Annotated in this window: 16 protein-coding genes; 12 read left to right on the top strand and 4 right to left on the bottom strand. The window is 67.0% G+C overall.

Annotation, left to right across the window (positions count from 1 at the left end):
* The first annotated feature begins 35 nt into the window (after window positions 1–35).
* Window positions 36–887 (top strand): acyl-CoA thioesterase II, encoded by an 852-nt coding sequence (locus tag ACFC0O_RS03965; protein WP_364632241.1) that lies wholly within the window; start codon window positions 36–38, stop codon window positions 885–887.
* A gap of 11 nt (window positions 888–898) precedes the next feature.
* Here ACFC0O_RS03965 and ACFC0O_RS03960 read toward each other — a convergent pair whose 3' ends face one another.
* Window positions 899–2,659, bottom strand: a complete 1,761-nt coding sequence (locus ACFC0O_RS03960) for an APC family permease (RefSeq protein ID WP_375953609.1) — start codon at window positions 2,657–2,659, stop codon at window positions 899–901.
* Window positions 2,660–2,798: 139 nt separating this feature from the next.
* Window positions 2,799–6,089 carry an arabinosyltransferase domain-containing protein gene (locus ACFC0O_RS03955; RefSeq protein ID WP_375953608.1) on the bottom strand — a complete coding sequence of 1,097 codons (3,291 nt, stop codon included), beginning with the start codon at window positions 6,087–6,089 and terminating at the stop codon, window positions 2,799–2,801.
* A gap of 87 nt (window positions 6,090–6,176) precedes the next feature.
* On the opposite strand from ACFC0O_RS03955, the gene ACFC0O_RS03950 reads away from it, so the two are divergent.
* From ACFC0O_RS03950 to ruvB, 8 genes are all read left to right on the top strand, one after another.
* Window positions 6,177–6,992, top strand: a complete 816-nt coding sequence (locus ACFC0O_RS03950) for an NAD(P)H-binding protein (protein ID WP_375953606.1) — start codon at window positions 6,177–6,179, stop codon at window positions 6,990–6,992.
* Window positions 6,993–7,095: 103 nt separating this feature from the next.
* Window positions 7,096–7,719, top strand: a complete 624-nt coding sequence (gene pdxT, locus ACFC0O_RS03945; RefSeq protein ID WP_375953604.1) for a pyridoxal 5'-phosphate synthase glutaminase subunit PdxT — start codon at window positions 7,096–7,098, stop codon at window positions 7,717–7,719.
* 127 nt (window positions 7,720–7,846) lie between these two features.
* Entirely contained in the window at window positions 7,847–8,599 is a 753-nt protein-coding gene (locus tag ACFC0O_RS03940; protein ID WP_375953603.1) for a YebC/PmpR family DNA-binding transcriptional regulator, read from the top strand.
* A 150-nt stretch (window positions 8,600–8,749) separates the two neighbouring features.
* Complete coding sequence (locus ACFC0O_RS03935) at window positions 8,750–9,259, top strand: O-acetyl-ADP-ribose deacetylase (protein ID WP_375953602.1); 510 nt, start codon at window positions 8,750–8,752, stop codon at window positions 9,257–9,259.
* Window positions 9,260–9,300: 41 nt separating this feature from the next.
* The gene (locus ACFC0O_RS03930) at window positions 9,301–9,747 is read left to right on the top strand and encodes an acyl-CoA thioesterase (protein WP_375953600.1); all 447 of its coding nucleotides are present in this window, start codon (window positions 9,301–9,303) and stop codon (window positions 9,745–9,747) included.
* Between the two features lie 106 nt (window positions 9,748–9,853).
* Complete coding sequence (gene ruvC, locus ACFC0O_RS03925; RefSeq protein WP_375953598.1) at window positions 9,854–10,423, top strand: crossover junction endodeoxyribonuclease RuvC; 570 nt, start codon at window positions 9,854–9,856, stop codon at window positions 10,421–10,423.
* The gene (ruvA, locus tag ACFC0O_RS03920; protein WP_364632257.1) at window positions 10,420–11,025 is read left to right on the top strand and encodes a Holliday junction branch migration protein RuvA; all 606 of its coding nucleotides are present in this window, start codon (window positions 10,420–10,422) and stop codon (window positions 11,023–11,025) included. The genes ruvC and ruvA overlap by 4 nt, the downstream gene beginning before the upstream one ends.
* 6 nt (window positions 11,026–11,031) lie before the next feature.
* On the top strand, window positions 11,032–12,183 hold the full coding sequence (gene ruvB, locus ACFC0O_RS03915; protein WP_375953595.1) for a Holliday junction branch migration DNA helicase RuvB: 1,152 nt from the start codon (window positions 11,032–11,034) through the stop codon (window positions 12,181–12,183).
* 166 nt (window positions 12,184–12,349) lie between these two features.
* On the opposite strand, the gene ACFC0O_RS03910 is transcribed toward ruvB, so the two are convergent.
* The gene (locus tag ACFC0O_RS03910) at window positions 12,350–13,312 is read right to left on the bottom strand and encodes an NADP-dependent oxidoreductase (protein ID WP_375953593.1); all 963 of its coding nucleotides are present in this window, start codon (window positions 13,310–13,312) and stop codon (window positions 12,350–12,352) included.
* A gap of 70 nt (window positions 13,313–13,382) precedes the next feature.
* On the opposite strand from ACFC0O_RS03910, the gene ACFC0O_RS03905 reads away from it, so the two are divergent.
* A complete protein-coding gene (locus tag ACFC0O_RS03905) occupies window positions 13,383–14,357 on the top strand; it encodes a GlxA family transcriptional regulator (protein WP_375953591.1) in 975 nt (324 codons plus the stop codon).
* Window positions 14,358–14,472: 115 nt separating this feature from the next.
* Here ACFC0O_RS03905 and ACFC0O_RS03900 read toward each other — a convergent pair whose 3' ends face one another.
* Window positions 14,473–15,174, bottom strand: a complete 702-nt coding sequence (locus ACFC0O_RS03900) for a FadR/GntR family transcriptional regulator (RefSeq protein WP_375953589.1) — start codon at window positions 15,172–15,174, stop codon at window positions 14,473–14,475.
* A gap of 157 nt (window positions 15,175–15,331) precedes the next feature.
* Between ACFC0O_RS03900 and ACFC0O_RS03895 the strand changes: the two genes are divergently transcribed.
* A complete protein-coding gene (locus ACFC0O_RS03895) occupies window positions 15,332–16,474 on the top strand; it encodes an acetamidase/formamidase family protein (RefSeq protein ID WP_375953587.1) in 1,143 nt (380 codons plus the stop codon).
* Window positions 16,474–17,898 (top strand): amidase family protein, encoded by a 1,425-nt coding sequence (locus ACFC0O_RS03890; RefSeq protein WP_375953585.1) that lies wholly within the window; start codon window positions 16,474–16,476, stop codon window positions 17,896–17,898. Before ACFC0O_RS03895 ends, ACFC0O_RS03890 begins: the two co-directional genes overlap by 1 nt.
* Window positions 17,899–18,077 lie beyond the last annotated feature (179 nt).

Below are 18,077 nucleotides of genomic sequence, written 5' to 3'. Positions count from 1 at the left end.
TAGCCTGAGCCGGACAATCCGGAAGGGAACGGTGCATGGCGACGATCGAAGAGGCCCTCGAAATCGAGCGGCTCGAGCGTGACATCTTCCGCGGCGCGTCGACCGAGACGCAGCTGCCCCGCACGTTCGGCGGTCAGGTCGCCGCGCAGGCGCTGGTCTCGGCGGTGCGCACGGTCGATCCGGGGTTCCAGGTGCATTCGCTGCACGGGTACTTCCTGCGGCCGGGCAATCCGCTCGAACCGACCGTCTACCTGGTGGATCGCATACGGGACGGGCGCTCGTTCGTGACCCGCCGGGTCACCGGGGTGCAGAACGGTGAGGCGATATTCACCATGTCGGCCTCCTTCCACGTGGGTGACGAGGGCCCCGAACATCAGGATGAGATGCCCTCGGTGCCCGCCCCGGAGGATCTGCCCGACGCGGCCGTCAGCATGAGTCCCGAACGCCTGTGGGCCATGCGCGAATGGGAGCACTGGGATATCCGCACCGTCCCGCAGGAGAAGGTGGACCGCCGCGAGGGCCTGGCCGCCCAGCAGCAGGTCTGGTTCCGCTACCGCCACCCGCTCCCGAACGACCCGCTCTTCCACGTCTGCACCCTGGCCTACATGAGCGATATGACCCTGCTCGGCTCCTCCAAGGTCCCGCACCCGGACGAGCCGACGCAGAACGCCTCCCTCGACCACGCCATGTGGTTCCTGCGCCCCTTCCAGGCCGATGACTGGTTGCTCTACGACCAGCAGTCCCCGTCCGCGGGCTTCGGCCGCGCGCTCACCGCGGGCCGCATCTGGAATCAGCGCGGCGAACTGGTCGCGGTCGTGGTCCAGGAAGGTCTCATCCGCACGTTCCGGGACAAGAAGGCGGCCTCCTTCCCACCCGGAACGAACTGAGCGACAACGGATCAGGCGGTCTGCACGCGCAGGTGGCAGACGACCGTATCGGGGAGTTTGCGCAGGACGCGTTCGAGTTCATCGCTGCGGTGGCTCGGTAGGACGTGATTCCAGCCCGCCGGGGGTTCGACCTCGGCGATCACGACTACCTTGCGGCGGTTGGGGAAATGGTCGCGGACGTAGTGCGCGACCGGGCCGCCGACCGTGGAGTCGCCATCTTCCAGGAGCACCAGGCGCACATCCGGATGCCAGGTCTCCCATTCCTTGGTGAAGACGGTGATGTTCTCGCCGGGCAGGCATACGTGCACGGCGTAGACGTCGCGGCCCAATGACATTGCGGCGGAAAGGGCTTCGCGGCTGAGTTCGGAGACCTCGGAGACCGGGACCACGATGGCGGTTTCGGTGGGTCGCGGGGTTTGCGGGACCGCGCCCGCGCCGCGGCAGCCGTCGATGCGGTGATAGGTGCGGCGAATGCGTTCCATGGCGATCACCAGCAGCGGGAGCACCAGCACGATCAGCCATGCGCCCTCGGTGAACTTCATCGAGGTGGTGACGATGGCCGCCACGAAGGTGAGCACCGCGCCGAATCCATTGAGCGCGGTCCGCCACCGCCAGCCCGGTGCGCGGGTGATCAGCCAGTGCCGCACCATGCCGACCTGGGCGATGGTGAAGCCAACGAAGACGCCGATGGCGAACAGCGGAACCAGCGCGTTCATATTGCCGTCGGAGGCGAGCAGCAGCAGTGCCGAGGTACCGCCCAGCACCAGCACGCCGAAGCGGTAGACCTGGCGTGGCGAACTCACCGCGAACCGATGCGGCAGGCAATTGTCATCGGCCAGGATCTTGGTCAGCGTGGGCAGGCCGCCGTAGGAAGTGTTGGCGGCCAACGCAAGCAGGATTACGGTGGCGAATTGCACCACGTAGTAACCGATTCCGTGGCCCAGCGCCGCCTCGGTGAGCTGGGACAGGATGGTGGTGCCCTCGACCGGATGGATCGAGAACTTCTGGATCAGCGTGGCCAGGCCCAGCAGCATCAGGCCCAGCAGCGCACCCAGCACCACCTCGGCTCGCTGCGCCCGCTTGACCTTGGGCTGGGCGAAACTCGGCACCGCGTTGGCGATCGCCTCGACACCGGTCAATGCCGCGCAACCGCTGGAGAAAGCCTTGAGCAGCAACAGGATTCCAATGGCGTGCGCATCGGTGGCGACGGCCGCGCCGGTGGCCACGCTCGCGGGTTCGGCGCGCAGCAGACCGCCGATGATCACCACGAAAATGCCCGCCACGAAGACGATGGTCGGAGCCATGAAGGCCCGGGCGCTCTCCCTGATGCCGTACAGATTCAGCACGGTGATGCCCACCAGCACCGCCAGGCAGATCCACACCGTATAGGGCAGCAGCTCCGGGAACGCGGAGGTCAGTGCCGCCACGCCCGCCGCGATGGAGACCGCCACATTCAGGATGTAATCGACGATCAGCGACGCCGCCGCAACCAGACTCGTGCGATGTCCGAGCCGCTCCTTCGCGACCGCGTACGCGCCGCCGCCGTTCGGGAACGCGGCGATCACCTGCCGGTAGGAGGCGATCAGCACCGCCAGCAGCACCACGATCGCCGCGGTCACCGGGAGCGTGAACCCCAGTCCGGCCGATCCGGCCGCGGCCAGCACCAGCACGATCGCTTCCGGACCGTAGGACACCGACGCCATGGCATCGAGTGAGAGTCCGGCCAAACCGGTCGAAACAGTCAACCCGCGCCGGGGCGGCGGAGCGCTCATGCCACCGCGCGGCCCGGGCAAAGTCTGAGGTAACACGTCAGTCACATCGCGGAGTGTTCACCGAATTCGACAGCTGGACACTCGTCCTAACGAAACCCTGACGCCCGCGGTGATCAGTACAACAGGTTGCCGCCGTTCGTCAGTAGGAGGTGATGATGTGCCCGGGCGTCCACCAACCCGAGCGCTGCACCGATTCGACCGAGATCCGGGCGGGCTCGGTGGTGGGGTCCAGTGGAATGAATCGTTCGATCGAACCCCAATCGCGATCCCAGTCGTTGTTCAGATACGACGGCAGCGCGCGCGAGCTGTACAGCAATTGCGTCCAGCCCAGCGGACCGCCGCCGTCATGCCCCTGCCAGAGATTGGTGATGGTCGCGCCATTGCGGTCCGGCAGGATGCGATATTCGGGGAGTCCGGCGACGCCCACACGCGTGGGAACCAGTCGCTGGCACGGGAAATGCAGTCCGACCGCCCAGTCCAGCAGCACCGGCGTCTGCGATCCGATCAGGGTGTTCAGCGTGGTCGTCCGGGGCACCCGGGGCGGTGTCACCGCGAGCCACTGGTCTTTACCGAGGTCCTTGTCATCGGCCACCAGCCGGACCACATCGGCCTCACCCGGCAGTGTGTCGAGCGGAACGCGCAGATTCCGCCACAGCGGAGCGGGACCGATATCGATCGGCAGCGTGCGTCCCAAGGACGCGACCGACCCATCGGATTGCGTTCTGCCGTATTCCATGTCGAGCTGCTGCCCGGGATGCTCGATACCGTCGGCGTCGACCGAGCGGATGCGCCCTGCCACGGCGATCGCGATGATCTGCCCGCGATTTCCATTGGCAGCGTCCGGAAGCCGGTACCAGCCGGTGGTCAGCGAGGACGGGGTTTGCGCACCGTCGCGGTAGCTGCCGAGCACGGGTGTGCTCGCCGGATCGAGTCCGAACGGCAGCGGAACGGTGCTGCCGTTGATCCCGCTACCACTCGAGGTATCGGAACCCGACCCCGCTGATTTGGCGGCGTCGCGGAGTTTGTCCTGATCATCGGAGACCGAATTGGCCTGTCCGGTAGTCGATTCGACCTCATCGGAAGTCAATACCGGTGCGACCCCGTTCGCGGTGAAGCCCGCCGAGTCGATGCCCGCGAGCGCCGAACCTGCATCACCGGACAGCGGGCGCAGCATCGAGGCGTTCGGATCGGTTTCCACCAGCACGTCATCGGCCATACCGCAGCCGTGCGAAAACGCCGCGCTCACATTGGATTGCGCCACGGAGTACGAGGGGTACTGCGCCACAGCGGCTTTGAGGAAGGAGCCGACCAGGAAGAGCACCATCAGCGCCGCCGCCACCGCGAGCACCGGGATGCGGGCGATGCGGCCTGGAATCGATTCGGGTCGGAGTCGGGTCTGCGGCCGAATATGGAACCACCCGGCCACCAGCAGCGCGAGCACCGCCAAACCCGCCGCGGCGGTGGACAGTCCCTTCCCCGCGATGGTCGGCGGCTTATCCCACCAGGGAATTCCCCACGATGAGACATACCAGTAACCATTCGCGCCGACGAAAGTCAGTGCCAGCGCGAAGAACAACGCCGCCGCGAACAATGCGCGATTGCGCACCGGCCGCATCACCCGCGCACTCACCGCCACCGCCGTGAGCGCCGCCACGCACGTGGCCAGTCCGGCGAAAACGCCGAATTGATGCGTCCATTTGGTGGGGGAGAACATCATCAACACCATCGCGGCGAACGTGATGCCGATGACCCGGCGCGACGGCCCGACCGCGATGCCCGGGATATGGCCGCCGCGGCGCAGCATTGTCACCACGCAGACGGCCAGCCCCAGCAGCATCATGAACATGCCGAACCGCCGGGTCAGCCAGCCATCGGCATTGAGCTGCAGGAGATATTGGTAGCGCAGGAATTCGAAGAACCAGGACTCGCCGGGTTTGATCTCCCCGTGCACGTACGCCATTTCGCGGACACCGGCCAGCGTGCGATCGGCGAAGATCACCGTCAGCACGACGAGACCCGAAGCGAGCAGCGGCAATAGCTGTGCGAGATAACCGATTACCTTGGCGCGCTGGGTGATCACCGCGGTGACGGTGCGCGCCCCGGCGGCCAGGGCCCCGAGGCAGATCAATCCGGAGGGCGCGGCGGTCAGGGTCAGCGCGGCGATGATGATGGCCGCGGCCGCGGGTAGCAGTCGCCGGGTGGCAATGGCTCGCTCGATCGAAACCCAGGTCAGCACAACGCCCATCGCCACGAACGGTTCGGCGCGCAAGCCATTGTCATAAGGCAGCCAGAACGCCAGGAATACCAGTGCGCTGGTCCAGGCGACCACCCGATTATTGCGCGCCGCGACGCCCAGCCGGGGAATGATCTCGCGACTGACCACCCACCAGGTGATCACGGCGGTTGCCAAGGTGGGCAGGCGAACCCACGGACTCACCGCGGAGATATGCGTCATCCACGCGATCACATCGGTGTACGGGGTGTAGAAGGGACCTTCGTCCACGCCGAACCACCGGTAGTAGTTCGACATATAGCCCGAGTTCTGCGAATCACGGGCCATACCGAGGATGTATCCGTCATCGGAGGTGTTCGCGCCGATGAAATGCCACACCCCCAAGACCGCGAAAACGACCCAGTCCGTTGGGCGCAGCCGCCACCACCGCTCGGGCAGGAAACGTCGCGTCGACCGGCCGTCCCCGCGATCCAGGCGATGCAGCGCCACCAGCGAGCACAGCGTCGCGAGCAGGCACAGCACGATCACGGTCAGTTTGAGCGGGGTCGGCGAGGTCGAGAATCGGGAATCGACCTCGGCGCGCACCGCCATCCCATTCGGAGGCGCACCGGTCAGATCGGTGAAGACGCCGACCACCTGCGGCCGGAGATCGGAGGACAGCTCCGCGCCGGAACCATCGAGACCGGTCACCGATACGCTCGCCCGCGTCGTCGAAATATCCACGGCCAGAGCGGTATCGCGATCCCGAATCGTTTCGAGCGCCCCCGACCACACCAGGGTGCCGCGCGAGACGATATCGACCCTGCCGGGCCGATCCGCCGCGTCCGGCACGACCTTGACGACGAATCCGTACTTCTCCATATCCGCCGACTGGCGCGGAATGGTCGATACGACGATGCCGCCGTGGTCCGCGAGGGCGGTGAGCGCCGCATTCGGAATCCGCGCGGAGAGTTGCAGGGGCGCATAGGTGACCAGCGGTGCCGCAACACTGTTCAGCGCTTCGGCCTGCGGCCATGCGAGCGTCGCGGCCTCCATGCGCACGGGCAGGAATGGCACGGCTATCGCGAACAACGCACCGAGCAGACCGGAGATCACCGCGATCAGTCGTATCCGATCACGATGTCCGCCTTGCCGTTCACCATTGCGCCCGGACTCGTCGATAGACGGTCGTAGCGCCCGCACCCCAATGTCAGCCACGGTGCCCGATGCTAGCCGGAGCCATGTGCGTCATTCGAATTCCATTGGCAGGATTAATGGTTCAGCGATCACGACGGAGGGGACGGCATGACAATCCTGGTAACCGGGGCCACCGCGAATATCGGACGCAAGGTTGTCGATCATCTATTGGCATTGGGGGCCAAGGATGTTCGAGCGCTCACCAATAGTCCGCGAAAGGCGGCGCTACCCGAGGGAGTGCAGGTGGCGCAGGGCTACCTGGGCAAACCCGAGACGCTGCCCGCCGCGTTCGAGGGGGTGGAACGGATCTACCTCGCGCCCATGCCGGACACCGTCACCGAGGTGCTGGCGCTGGCGCGGGCCGCCGGGGTGCGGCATATCGTCGATCTGTCCGGTGAACCGGAGAGCTGGTGGGGGAGCGTCAGCAATGCCGTCGAGGACAGCGGGATGGCGTGGACGCATCTGTGGCCCGCCGATTTCATGGAGAACACGCTGATGTGGTCGCGGCAGATCCACGAGGTCGGCGTCATACGGGAACCGCATCCGGAGGCGGCGAGCGCGCCCATCGCCATGGATGACATCGCCGCGGTGGCCGCCGTCGCCCTGCTGTCCGATGATCATCACGGCCGTGCGCACTCGCTCGGCGGGCCGGAGATTCTCACCCGTTCCGAGCTCGTGCGGCAGCTCGCCGAGGCACTCGGCCGCGATATCGCCTTCGAACGCTCATCCCGCGAGGAGGCCATCGCGGCCTTGATGCCGACCATGGGCGAGACCGCGACCTGGTACGTCGACAATGCGCTGAGCTCCTTCGACCCGAACCCGGTCGGCCTGCCCATCACCAGCGTCGCCGATATCACCGGCCGCCCGGCGACCACGTTCGCCCGGTGGGCCACCGATAACGTCGCGCGGTTCGACCTCGACTGATCCGGACGTTCGAGGGTCGCCCGGATTCACCTGGCGGCCCTCATCCGGCGTCGACGCGGCGCTGCCCGAAATGCCGCTTCGGGGTGGTCCGCCGTCGAACACTATGCTCGACGGCGTGACTCCGAGGATTGGTGTGCTGGCATTGCAGGGCGACGTGCGCGAGCACATGCACGCGCTGGCGGCGTGCGGCGCCGAGCCGGTGGCGGTGCGCCGGGAATCGGAATTGGCGTCGGTGGACGGTCTGGTGATTCCCGGTGGCGAATCCACCGCGATCAGCAAGCTGCTGGACATCTTCGAACTGCTCGAACCGCTGCGGCAGCGATTGCGCGACGGTATGCCCGCCTACGGGTCATGCGCGGGCATGATCCTGCTCGCGAGCGAGGTGCTCGATACCCGTCCGGATATGCACACCCTGAACGGCATCGATATGACGGTGCGCCGCAATGCTTTCGGACGTCAGGTCGATTCCTTCGAAACCGATCTGGAGTTCACCGGGCTCGATGACGGCCCGGTGCGCGCGGTCTTCATTCGCGCGCCGTGGGTGGAGCGCGCGGGCGCCGATGTCGAGGTGCTGGCGCGGGTGCCCTCGGGTCCGGCGGCGGGCACCATCGTCGCGGTGCGGCAGGGCAATGTCATGGCAACGTCCTTCCACCCCGAGGTGACCGGAGATCTGCGCGTTCACCGACTGTTCGTCGAAACCCTGGTGCGCCCGCGCGCCGGTGTCTGACCCGGCCCGAGTTCACGTGCTCGCGGCCGTCACGGGCGCGCGCAGTAGACTGGGGCGCTGTCCGTCCGTGGGCCCGTAGTGTCGCTTTGGTGAAACTACTCAGCCCCCTGAACCGAGGAAGTAGGGAATGAGCGGCCACTCCAAATGGGCCACCACCAAGCACAAGAAGGCCGGGATCGACGCGAAGCGCGGCAAGCTCTTCGCCAAGTTGATCAAGAACATCGAGGTGGCGGCCCGCACCGGTGGTAGTGACCCGGACGGCAACCCGACCCTGTACGACGCCATTCAAAAGGCGAAGAAGTCGTCGGTGCCCAATGACAATATCGAGCGCGCCCGCAAGCGCGGCGGTGGTGAAGAGGCCGGCGGCGCCGACTGGCAGACCATCATGTACGAGGGCTACGGCCCCAATGGTGTTGCGGTGCTGATCGAATGCCTCACCGATAACCGCAATCGCGCGGCCGGTGAGGTGCGTGTGGCCATGACCCGCAACGGCGGCAATATGGCCGATCCGGGTTCGGTGTCGTACCTGTTCCACCGCAAGGGCCTGGTCACCATGGAGAAGAACGGCCTGTCCGAGGACGATGTCCTCATGGCCGTGCTCGACGCCGGTGCCGAAGAGGTCAATGACAACGGCGACACCTTCGAGATCATCTCCGAGCCCGGTGACATGATCGCGGTCCGCACCGCCCTCCAGTCGGCCGGTTACGACTACGACTCCGCCGACTCGGGCTTCCAGCCCTCGATGTCGGTCTCGGTGGACGCCGATACCGCCCGCAAGGTGTTCAAGCTGGTCGACGCGCTCGAAGACAGCGATGACGTCCAGAACGTCTACACCAACGTGGACATCTCCGACGAGGTCCTCGCCGAACTCGACGACTGAGTCGTCACAGCACGCGCGAATCGTCGCAGCACGCGAACGAAGGCCGCCTCCCGAATTCGGAAGGCGGCCTTCGCCGTTCCGGTGCGATACCGTGGCGCGCCTCGATTGACAGATCGAATGTCGCGCGGTCGCGGTGGAAGAATCACCCGCATGGTCGAACTGGTCGCGGTACGAGGCGATATCACCGAGCAGGTCGTGGACGCCGTGGTGAACGCGGCCAATTCCTCATTGCTCGGCGGTGGCGGAGTGGATGGCGCGATTCATCGCAAGGGCGGTCCGGAGATTCTGGCCGAATGCCGCGCCCTGCGGGCCTCGCACTACGGACGCGGGCTCGGGACCGGTCAGGCGGTGGCCACCACGGCGGGCCGATTGCCCGCGCGCTGGGTGATTCATACGGTGGGGCCGGTGTGGTCCGATACCGAGGATCGCTCGGAACTGTTGGCGTCCTGCTATCGCGAATCACTGCGGGTGGCAGCCGAATTGGGGGCCGAATCGGTGGCGTTTCCGGCCATCTCGACCGGAATCTTCCGGTGGCCCATGGACGATGGGGCGCGCATCGCGATCGAAACGGTGCGGAGTGTGCCCACGACGGTCGCGCAGGTGCGGTTCGTACTCTTCGGAGATGATGCCTACCAGGCGTTTCAGGGTCGGCTGGGTTAGCGTCGCGCGTTCTTGTCGGTGGCGTCTGCAAGGGTGGGGCGGTGACGAATACCGATGAGGCGTTTCGGATCCGAATCGAGGTCAGACTCTCCGACCTCGATCCTCAACTACATGTGACAGGTGCCGCGTATCAGCAGTACGCGGATCACGCGCGCTTCGAATGCGTTCGCGCGGCGGGGATTTCGGTGGAGGAATTGGTCGGTGGCGGTTTGGGGCCGGTGAATCTGGAGACGGTGATCAAGTATCACCGCGAGTTGCGGGCGGGGGATTGCGTTGACGTGACCTGCGAATGGGTGTGGGGAGCAGGGAAGACCTATCGGGTGGAGCATCGGTTCACCCGCGCCGATGGAGAGCTATCGGCGACGATCACGCACGTCAGCGGGTTGATGGATCTGCGGACGCGGCGATTGGTGGCCGATCCCGCGCGGGAATGGGCTGTGCGAGCCAAGGATCCGACGCTCCTGGGCGTGGAACCGGTGTGCTCCTGAGGGACTCGGCCCGGGTGCTCGTCGGCACCCGTGTCGGTGGGCGGGGAATCCCCTGAGGTCCGTTAGACTCTCGAACAGTTGTTCGTCTGCGGTGAGAGGGGATTTCGTGCGGGTGATGGGCGTCGACCCCGGGCTCACCCGGTGCGGGCTCAGCATGGTCGAAGGCGGGGTGGGGCGCACGGTGACCGCGCTGGCCGTCGACGTGGTGCGCACACCGCCCGATATGGATCTCGCACAGCGACTCATGGGCGTCGCTGACGCCGCCGAGCAGTGGATGGACAAATATCTACCCGAAGCGGTGGCGGTGGAACGGGTGTTCTCCCAGCACAATGTGCGCACCGCCATGGCGACCGCGCAGGCGGGCGGGGTGATCGCGCTGGCGGCGGCGCGGCGCGGGATACCGGTGCACTTCCACACCCCGAGTCAGGTGAAGGCGGCGGTCACCGGAAACGGTTCGGCGGATAAGGCGCAAGTGACCGCCATGGTGACCCGTATCCTCGGGCTGGCGGTCGCGCCGAAACCCGCGGACGCCGCCGACGCGCTGGCATTGGCCATCTGTCATTGCTGGCGCGCGCCGATGATCGATCGCATGGCCAAGGCCGAGGCCATGGCGGCGGCACAGCGGCGCATGTACGAGGAAAGGCTTGCCCAGCAACGGAAGGCGGTATCCGGGTGATCGCGTCGGTACGCGGTGAGGTGCTCGAGATCGGGCTCGACCATGTGGTCCTGGAGGCCGCCGGCGTCGGGTATCGGCTCAATGCCACTCCCGCCACGCTAGCCACGCTCAGCGCCGGTGCGGATGCGCGGCTCTATACGACCATGATCGTGCGCGAGGATTCGATGACCCTGTTCGGGTTCTCCGATACCGAATCCCGTGAGTTGTTCGGTCTGCTGCTGACCGTGTCCGGGGTCGGCCCCAAGATCGCCATGGCGGTGCTCGCGGTGCTCGAACCCGAAGCGCTGCGCAAGGCGCTGGCCGAGAGCAATGTGGCCGCGCTGACCCGCGTGCCCGGTATCGGCAAGCGCGGCGCCGAGCGCATGGTGGTGGAATTGCGCGACAAGGTGGATCTGGTTCCGGTGCAATCGGGTCCGCCCGGATCCGGTCCCGCCGCGATCGCCACACCGGTGCGCGAACAGGTGGTGGAGGCGCTCATCGGCCTCGGCTTCCCGGTCAAACAGGCCGAACCCGCCGTCGAGGCCGTGCTGGTGCACGATCCGGACCTGGGCACCTCGCAGGCATTGCGGGCCGCGCTGGGGCTGCTGGGCAAGAACCGATAGGCGCTCATGATCGACGAACCTGACTTCGCCCCGGAACCGGACTTCAGCGGCGAGCCCGATTTCGCCCCCGATCCGGATTTCGCCGGGACCGATGCCGACGAATCCGCGGTCATCCCAACCTATCTCGCCTCCGACGGTGAGATCGAGGCCAGCCTGCGCCCGAAATCGCTGGACGATTTCATCGGGCAGCCGCGCGTGCGCGAACAGCTGGCGCTGGTGCTGCGCGGCGCGAAACAGCGCGGCGGGACACCCGATCACGTGCTGCTGTCCGGTCCGCCCGGACTCGGCAAGACCAGTATGGCCATGATCATCGCCGGGGAGCTGGGCACCGCATTGCGCCTCACCTCCGGTCCGGCGCTCGAACGCGCCGGGGATCTGGCCGCCATGCTCAGCAATCTCGTCGAGGGCGATGTGCTGTTCATCGATGAGATCCACCGCATGGCACGGCCCGCCGAGGAAATGCTCTACCTCGCCATGGAGGATTTCCGGGTCGACGTGGTGGTGGGCAAGGGTCCGGGCGCGACCTCCATTCCGCTCGATATCGCACCCTTCACCCTGGTCGGCGCGACCACCCGCTCGGGTGCGCTCACCGGCCCGCTGCGCGACCGCTTCGGTTTCACCGGCCATATGGATTTCTACGAACCCGATGAGCTGCAACGGATTCTGCTCCGCTCGGCACGCATTCTCGGCGTGCAGATCGAGGAGAACGCCGCCACCGAAATCGCCGGGCGCTCCCGGGGCACGCCCCGTATCGCGAACCGGCTGCTGCGCCGCGTCCGCGACTACGCCGAGGTCAAGGCCGACGGCATCGTCACCCGCGAGATCGCACACGCCGCACTGGCGGTCTACGACGTCGATGTGCTGGGCCTGGATCGGCTGGACCGCGCGGTTCTGACCGCGCTGATTCGCAGCTTCAACGGCGGACCGGTGGGCGTCTCGACGCTCGCCGTGGCCGTGGGTGAGGAAGCCGCCACCGTCGAAGAGGTCTGCGAACCCTTCCTGGTGCGCGCCGGTTTGGTGGCCCGCACCCCGCGCGGCCGCGTCGCCACCGCTGGGGCTTGGGAACATCTGGGTTTGGTTCCGCCGCCGGATCTGGTCTTCGGCTCCATCGAAGTCCGTGCCCGCGAACAACATCCGGGACTCTTCGACTCGGCTTAGCAGGTCCCGAACCGGCGAACGCCCCCGTGACAGCAGATGCTGTGACGGGGGCGCTTCTCCCACAACCTGTTTCCCCGTATCGGGTTCGGGGCGGCGTCGTCCGATTGTGGGAGGGCACCGGGGCGGTGCCCACGATCGGGTACTACGCATCCGGTCCGCGCACGGTTCACTCGACGGTGAGAACCAATTTTCCGACGGTGCGGCCGGTTTCACCCAGGGCGTGCGCCTTGGCGGCGTCGGCGAGCGGGAACACACCCGCGATGGTCGGCCGGAGCGTGCCGGATTCGGCGAGTTCGGCCAGCGCGGTCATACCCGCGTGGTCGGCCTCGACCAGAATCAGCACGGCGCGCACACCACGGTCGGCACCCGCCTGCACCAGGGAATCGGCTCCGAGGGCACGGAGTGAGACCAGAATCCCGTTGGGGCGCAATGATTTCATCGACTTGATCGCATGCTCGGCATCGATCGGATCGAGGATGACGTCCACATCGCGGACCGTCTCGTGCACGTCGACTGCGTGATAGTCGATGACCTCATCCGCGCCCAAACCGCGCACGAACTCGTGGTTGGCCGAGCTCGCGGTGCCGATGACGTACGCGCCCAGCGATTTCGCGATCTGCACGGCGAAATGCCCGACACCGCCTGCGGCGGCGTGGATCAGGACCCGCTGTCCCGGTTGCACATCGGCGGCATCGACCAGGGACTGCCAGGCGGTTAGCGCGGCCAGCGGGATGGCGGCGGCTTGAATGTGATTGAGGTTGGCGGGTTTCCGGGCGAACGCGCGGGTCGGGCCGGTCACGTACTCGGCGGCCGCCCCGTGCCCGTGCGGATAGGGGAGCATGCCGAAGACCTCGTCACCGGGCTGGAACAGGGTGACGCCGATGCCGACTGCCACCACCTCGCCCGAGACATCCCAGCCCAGGACGAACGGCGGTTCGGGCAGGAACAGTCCGGGGCGGCGGCGGTGTCCCCAGTCGGTGGGGTTGAGGGCGGTGGCGTGTACGCGCACCAGGATCTCGCTCGGTCCCGGTTGCGGTACCGGGCGTTCGACCTCGCGCAGCACCTCGGGTCCGCCGAGTGCATCCTGGCTGATGGCGCGCATGGTCTTGGGGATGTCCTTCTCGCTCATAGCACCGAGCTTGCCGTCCATCGGCGCGCAAGGAAATGGCACGATCGCCATTATTCGATAGAATCGTGCCATGCAGAGTGAGGTGATCCGGCCGCATCGCGTGGTCGTACTGGCGCTGGACGGGGTGTACCCGTTCGAACTCGGCATCCCGAACCGGGTGTTCGGCACCGCCGACGGGCGCTACGAGGTGCTCACCTGTTCGGTCGACGGAAAGCCGGTGCGCAGCGATTCCGATTTCGATATCGCGGTCGGGCGGGACGCGAGTGCGCTGGAAACCGCCGATACCGTGGTCATACCACCCTGCGATGTGCTCGCCATCCTGAAAGACGGTTTACCGCAGCGGATTTCGGATGCCCTGGCGCGCATCAACCCGGCCGCGCGGCTGGTCTCCATCTGCACCGGTGCCATCGTGGTGGCCGCCGCCGGGCTGCTGGATGATCGGCCCGCGACCACACATTGGAACTTCGCCGAGCGCTTCGGCGCGCATTTCCCGCGCATCCGGGTCGACCCGAATGTGCTCTATGTCGATGACGGCGACATTCTGACCTCGGCGGGCGCGAGTGCGGGAGTTGATCTGTGCCTGCACCTGATTCGCCGCGATCACGGTAGCGAAGTCGCCAATATGGTGGCGCGCCGGTGTGTCGTGCCGCCGTGGCGCGAGGGCGGGCAGGCGCAATTCATCGAACAGCCCGTCCCGCCGCCCGCCGCCGCGGGTACCGCCGATGCCCGGCAGTGGGCGCTGGAAAACCTGCACAGTCCGCTCACGATGGCCGATCTGGCCGAACGCGCCCGCATGTCCGGCCGCACCTTCGCCCGCCGCTTCCGCGATGAGGTGGGGATAAGCCCCGGCCGGTGGCTCATTCAACAGCGCGTCTTCCGCGCTCGCGAACTGCTCGAGACCACCGAACTTTCGGTCGATCGCATTGCCGCCGAAGTCGGTTTCGCCACCGGCACCTCGCTGCGCCAGCACCTGCACGAGGCGATCGGCATCGCCCCGCTCGCCTACCGTCGCACCTTCCGCGCCGGCGCTGCCGCCGCACCCTGATCTCGCGACCGACCGGGCTCGAGGCGAGTCACGCTGTATCCCTCGACGTCGGTGTCGGACCGGCGAATCCAGCGCGCCCGCCGTGCCGCCGAATTCCCCATGGTGACAGTGGTTCTCAGCGGCGGCCGGTGTGCAGGCTGAGTTCGCGGACTTCGCGCAGATGCTGTTCCATGGCCACGGCCGCGCTCGCGCCGTCGTGCCGGGCGACCGCTTCGTAGATCTGCCGGTGCCCGTCCAGGGAGATGCGGCGGCCGCGTTTGGTGCGGTGCGAGAGGGTGCGGGTGCGACGGGTCCATTCGGTCGTCATGGTGCACAGCGTCACCAGGAGGGGGTTCTGGGCGGCGTGGGCGAGCAGGGCGTGGAATTCGATATCCAGGCGCAGGGATTCATCGGCCGAATTGCCGTCGTGGCAGCGGCCGAGCACGTTTTCCAGTGAGAGCAGATTGGATTCGACCGCACGCAGGGCCGCCAGCTGCGCGATGCGCGGTTCCACCAGATCGCGCAGTTCGCTGGCATGACCCAGTTCGATTTCGGTCTCGGCCAGACTGCCCGCCAATTCCGCTGCCGTGTACGGAGTGTCGGCCACGGTGCTGCCCCGGCCCTGTCTGCGTTCGATGAGCTTCTTGGACTCCAGCTCGAACATGGCCTGCCGCAGAGACGATCTGGAGATATTCATATTCGCCGCGAGCTCACGTTCGGGTGGCAGCCGATCCCCCGCGCGCAGTTCGCCGCTGATGATCAGGCCCTCCAGGTGGGCCGCGACCTCCGCGCTCACACTGCGTGCGCGGCGGCTCAGCGGTGGTATCGAAGCCGTCATCGACTCAACTCTAAATCCCTTCGTATGCAGGCTATTTCGCGCGAGTAAAGCGCTCGTTACGATAGGTTGTGAACCCTGTTTCCGCCCGGTCGGCTGTCCTATGGTCGGCAGATCGGATGGTCCGACCAATTGCGGTCGGGTAGGGAAGGTAGTGCGCGTGACGTCGATTGTGCAGGGGTTCGTCCCCGCGTTTCCGGTGCTGCAACAGGGCGAGGGAATCGGCGATACGACGCCCTATATTCCGGCCGAACCGTCGAAGGTGCTGTGGGGGCGGATCCCGTGCGCGGGCGACACTCCGATCGCCACCATCGATCCCGGGCAGGCGGTGATCGTCGATACCGTCAGTCACGAGGGCATTCTGGAGGATCAGGGGTCGGATCCGATCGCCTACTTCGGCAGGCACGGGGTGGAATTGGACCATATCCTCGGCGACACAGTGGAAGTGGCGGCCTCACGCAAGCGGGATTCGCTGGCCGGTCCGCATATCGTGACCGGGCCGATCGCCGTGAACGGTGCGCGCCCGGGCGATCTGCTCGCCATTCGGATCGATGATCTCACCATGCGCGCGCCGTACGGCGTGGTGTCCACCCGGCACAATCGCGGCGTACTGGCGCATAAGCTCGGCTTCGACGGTGATTACGGCCAATTCTGTAGCGTCGACTCGCGGGATGGAAAGTGGTTCGGCACCATGCCGATTCACCCCGCGCATCCGCACACCGCCGAGTTCCCGCTCGATCCGTTCCTCGGCCTGATCGGCGTCGCCACCGATACCGATTCGCACCTGTCCTCGGTGCCGCCCGGACTGCACGGCGGCAATATCGATATCCGCCGTCTCACCCCCGGCGCGACACTCTTCCTCCCCGTACAGGTTCCGGACGCCCTGCTGTACATCGGCGATCCGCACTTCGCCCAGGGCAATGGCGAGGTCGCGCTCACCGCGCTGGAAGCACCCCTGCGCGCCCGCCTCACCGTCGACCTCATCCCCGCCGCCGAGGTCAAGGCCGGATTGGGCCGCCCCATCGGCCCCTTCGCCGCCGCCCACGGCTTCATCATCCCCACCGGTCTGGACCCCGACCTGAACCGGGCCCTGGAAGCCTGCGTCCGCAATGCCATCGAAATGGTGGTGGCCCTGTTCGACGCCGACCCCCAACAGGCCTACCTCTACCTCAGCGCCGCAACCGATTTCAATATCTCCCAGGCCGTCGACCAGGTCCGCGGCGTACACGGCGAAATCCGCGTAGCCGACTTCGCCCACCACGCCACCACCGCCCTCGCCCGCCGAATCCTGGAGCGCGCGTAGTGGCCGACACCTATCGCTCGACCGTGGTCGGGAACGAGATGCGCACCGACCCAACCGCGCGTGAGGGCGAGAGGTCCGGTGATTCGTCTGCGCGACCCTCCGGGATGCTCGGCGCGAGTTCGGCAGTCTCGGATCGTGGCGACGCGGTATGGCGTGTGAAAGGCGCACCCCTATTCGCCGCGACCGGAGCCGGAGGACTGTCCGGCCACACCGTCGCTGTCAAAGACCTCTATGCGGTAGCGGGATTCGCGGTGGGCGCGGGCGTGCGCGAATATCTCGGCAGCCCGGAGGCTGTGCATGCCACCGCTGTCGAGACCCTGCTGGCGGCCGGCGCGGATATCGCCGGAATCGCGCACACCGACGAATTCGCCTACAGCATCACCGGTTCCAACGGCACGTACGGCATGCCGGTGAACCCCGCTGCCTCACAGCGCATCCCCGGTGGCTCCTCCAGCGGTTCGGCCGTCGCGGTCGCCCGCGGCGAAGCCACCGTCGGCCTCGGCACCGATACGGCGGGTTCCATTCGCGTCCCCGCCGCCTACCAGAGCCTGTGGGGCATCCGAACCACCCACGGCCGCATATCCACCCGCGGCCTGCTCCCACTCGCCCAATCCTTCGACACCGTCGGCTGGATGACCCGCGATCCGCACACCCTCGCCGCCGTAGCGAACAGCCTCCTACCGCCCGACTCCCCGACAACCTGCGGTGCGGCCGCGCCCGGGATGAACCACGCGGGCGGCATGCGGAAGTCCGCGGCGGACCCTGCCGCATCCGACCGTGCTGACGAAGCCCCGACCGAGGCCTTCGGCGTCGCACCCGATTCCACCATCGACGTGGTGATCGCCGATCCTGTTCGGCTGGTGGTCGACACCGGGCTCTGCGAGGTCGCGGACGCGCCGCTGGCTGCCGCGGTCCGTGCTGCCGCCGACACCTTGGGCACAGCCCCGGTGGCCCTGGACGCGGATCTCGAATCCTGGTTCACGGCCTTCCGTACCGTTCAGGCGTACGAGGCCTGGCGCAATCACGGTCCGTGGATCACCGCCCACCCCGGAGCGGTGACACCCGAAGTGGCCCAGCGCTTTGCCTACGCCGCGACCGTCACCCCGGCGGCGGCCGATCGCTCCGGGCGACTACTCGATGCGGCAGCATCCCACCTGCGTTCCGCACTCACCGGCCGAATCCTATTGCTCCCCAGCACCGCGACGTATCCACCGCTCCGGACTGCGGACCCGGCGGAATTGGAGGCGGGGCGTACTCGAACCCTGCACCTGACCTGCCTAGCCTCGCTCGCGGGCCTGCCCGCAGTCACCTTCCCGCTCGCCGAAACCGATGGCCTCCCAATAGGTCTCTGCCTGATTGGTGCTCCCGGCACCGATCAGGCACTCATTCGCGCGGCGCACGCTGCCGCCGACCGACTTGGATGAGTAGCCGCCGTCCGGCGTATCGGCGGGCGTGAACAGCGCATTCCCTCCACCCCGGGCGCATGCCGCGTTGTCCGGTCGAGTCCCGTTGTTCCCCAATGCCGTAACGCGTCGGCCGTGCCGGAAGGCCGGAGTTGGCGGTGAGTGTCAGGCGTCCCGCGCCCGTTCTGTCGACCGCTCCG

This window comes from Nocardia sp. NPDC056100 (assembly GCF_042266325.1).
GTDB lineage: Bacteria > Actinomycetota > Actinomycetes > Mycobacteriales > Mycobacteriaceae > Nocardia.
This window is presented reverse-complemented; position numbering and strand designations above follow the sequence as displayed.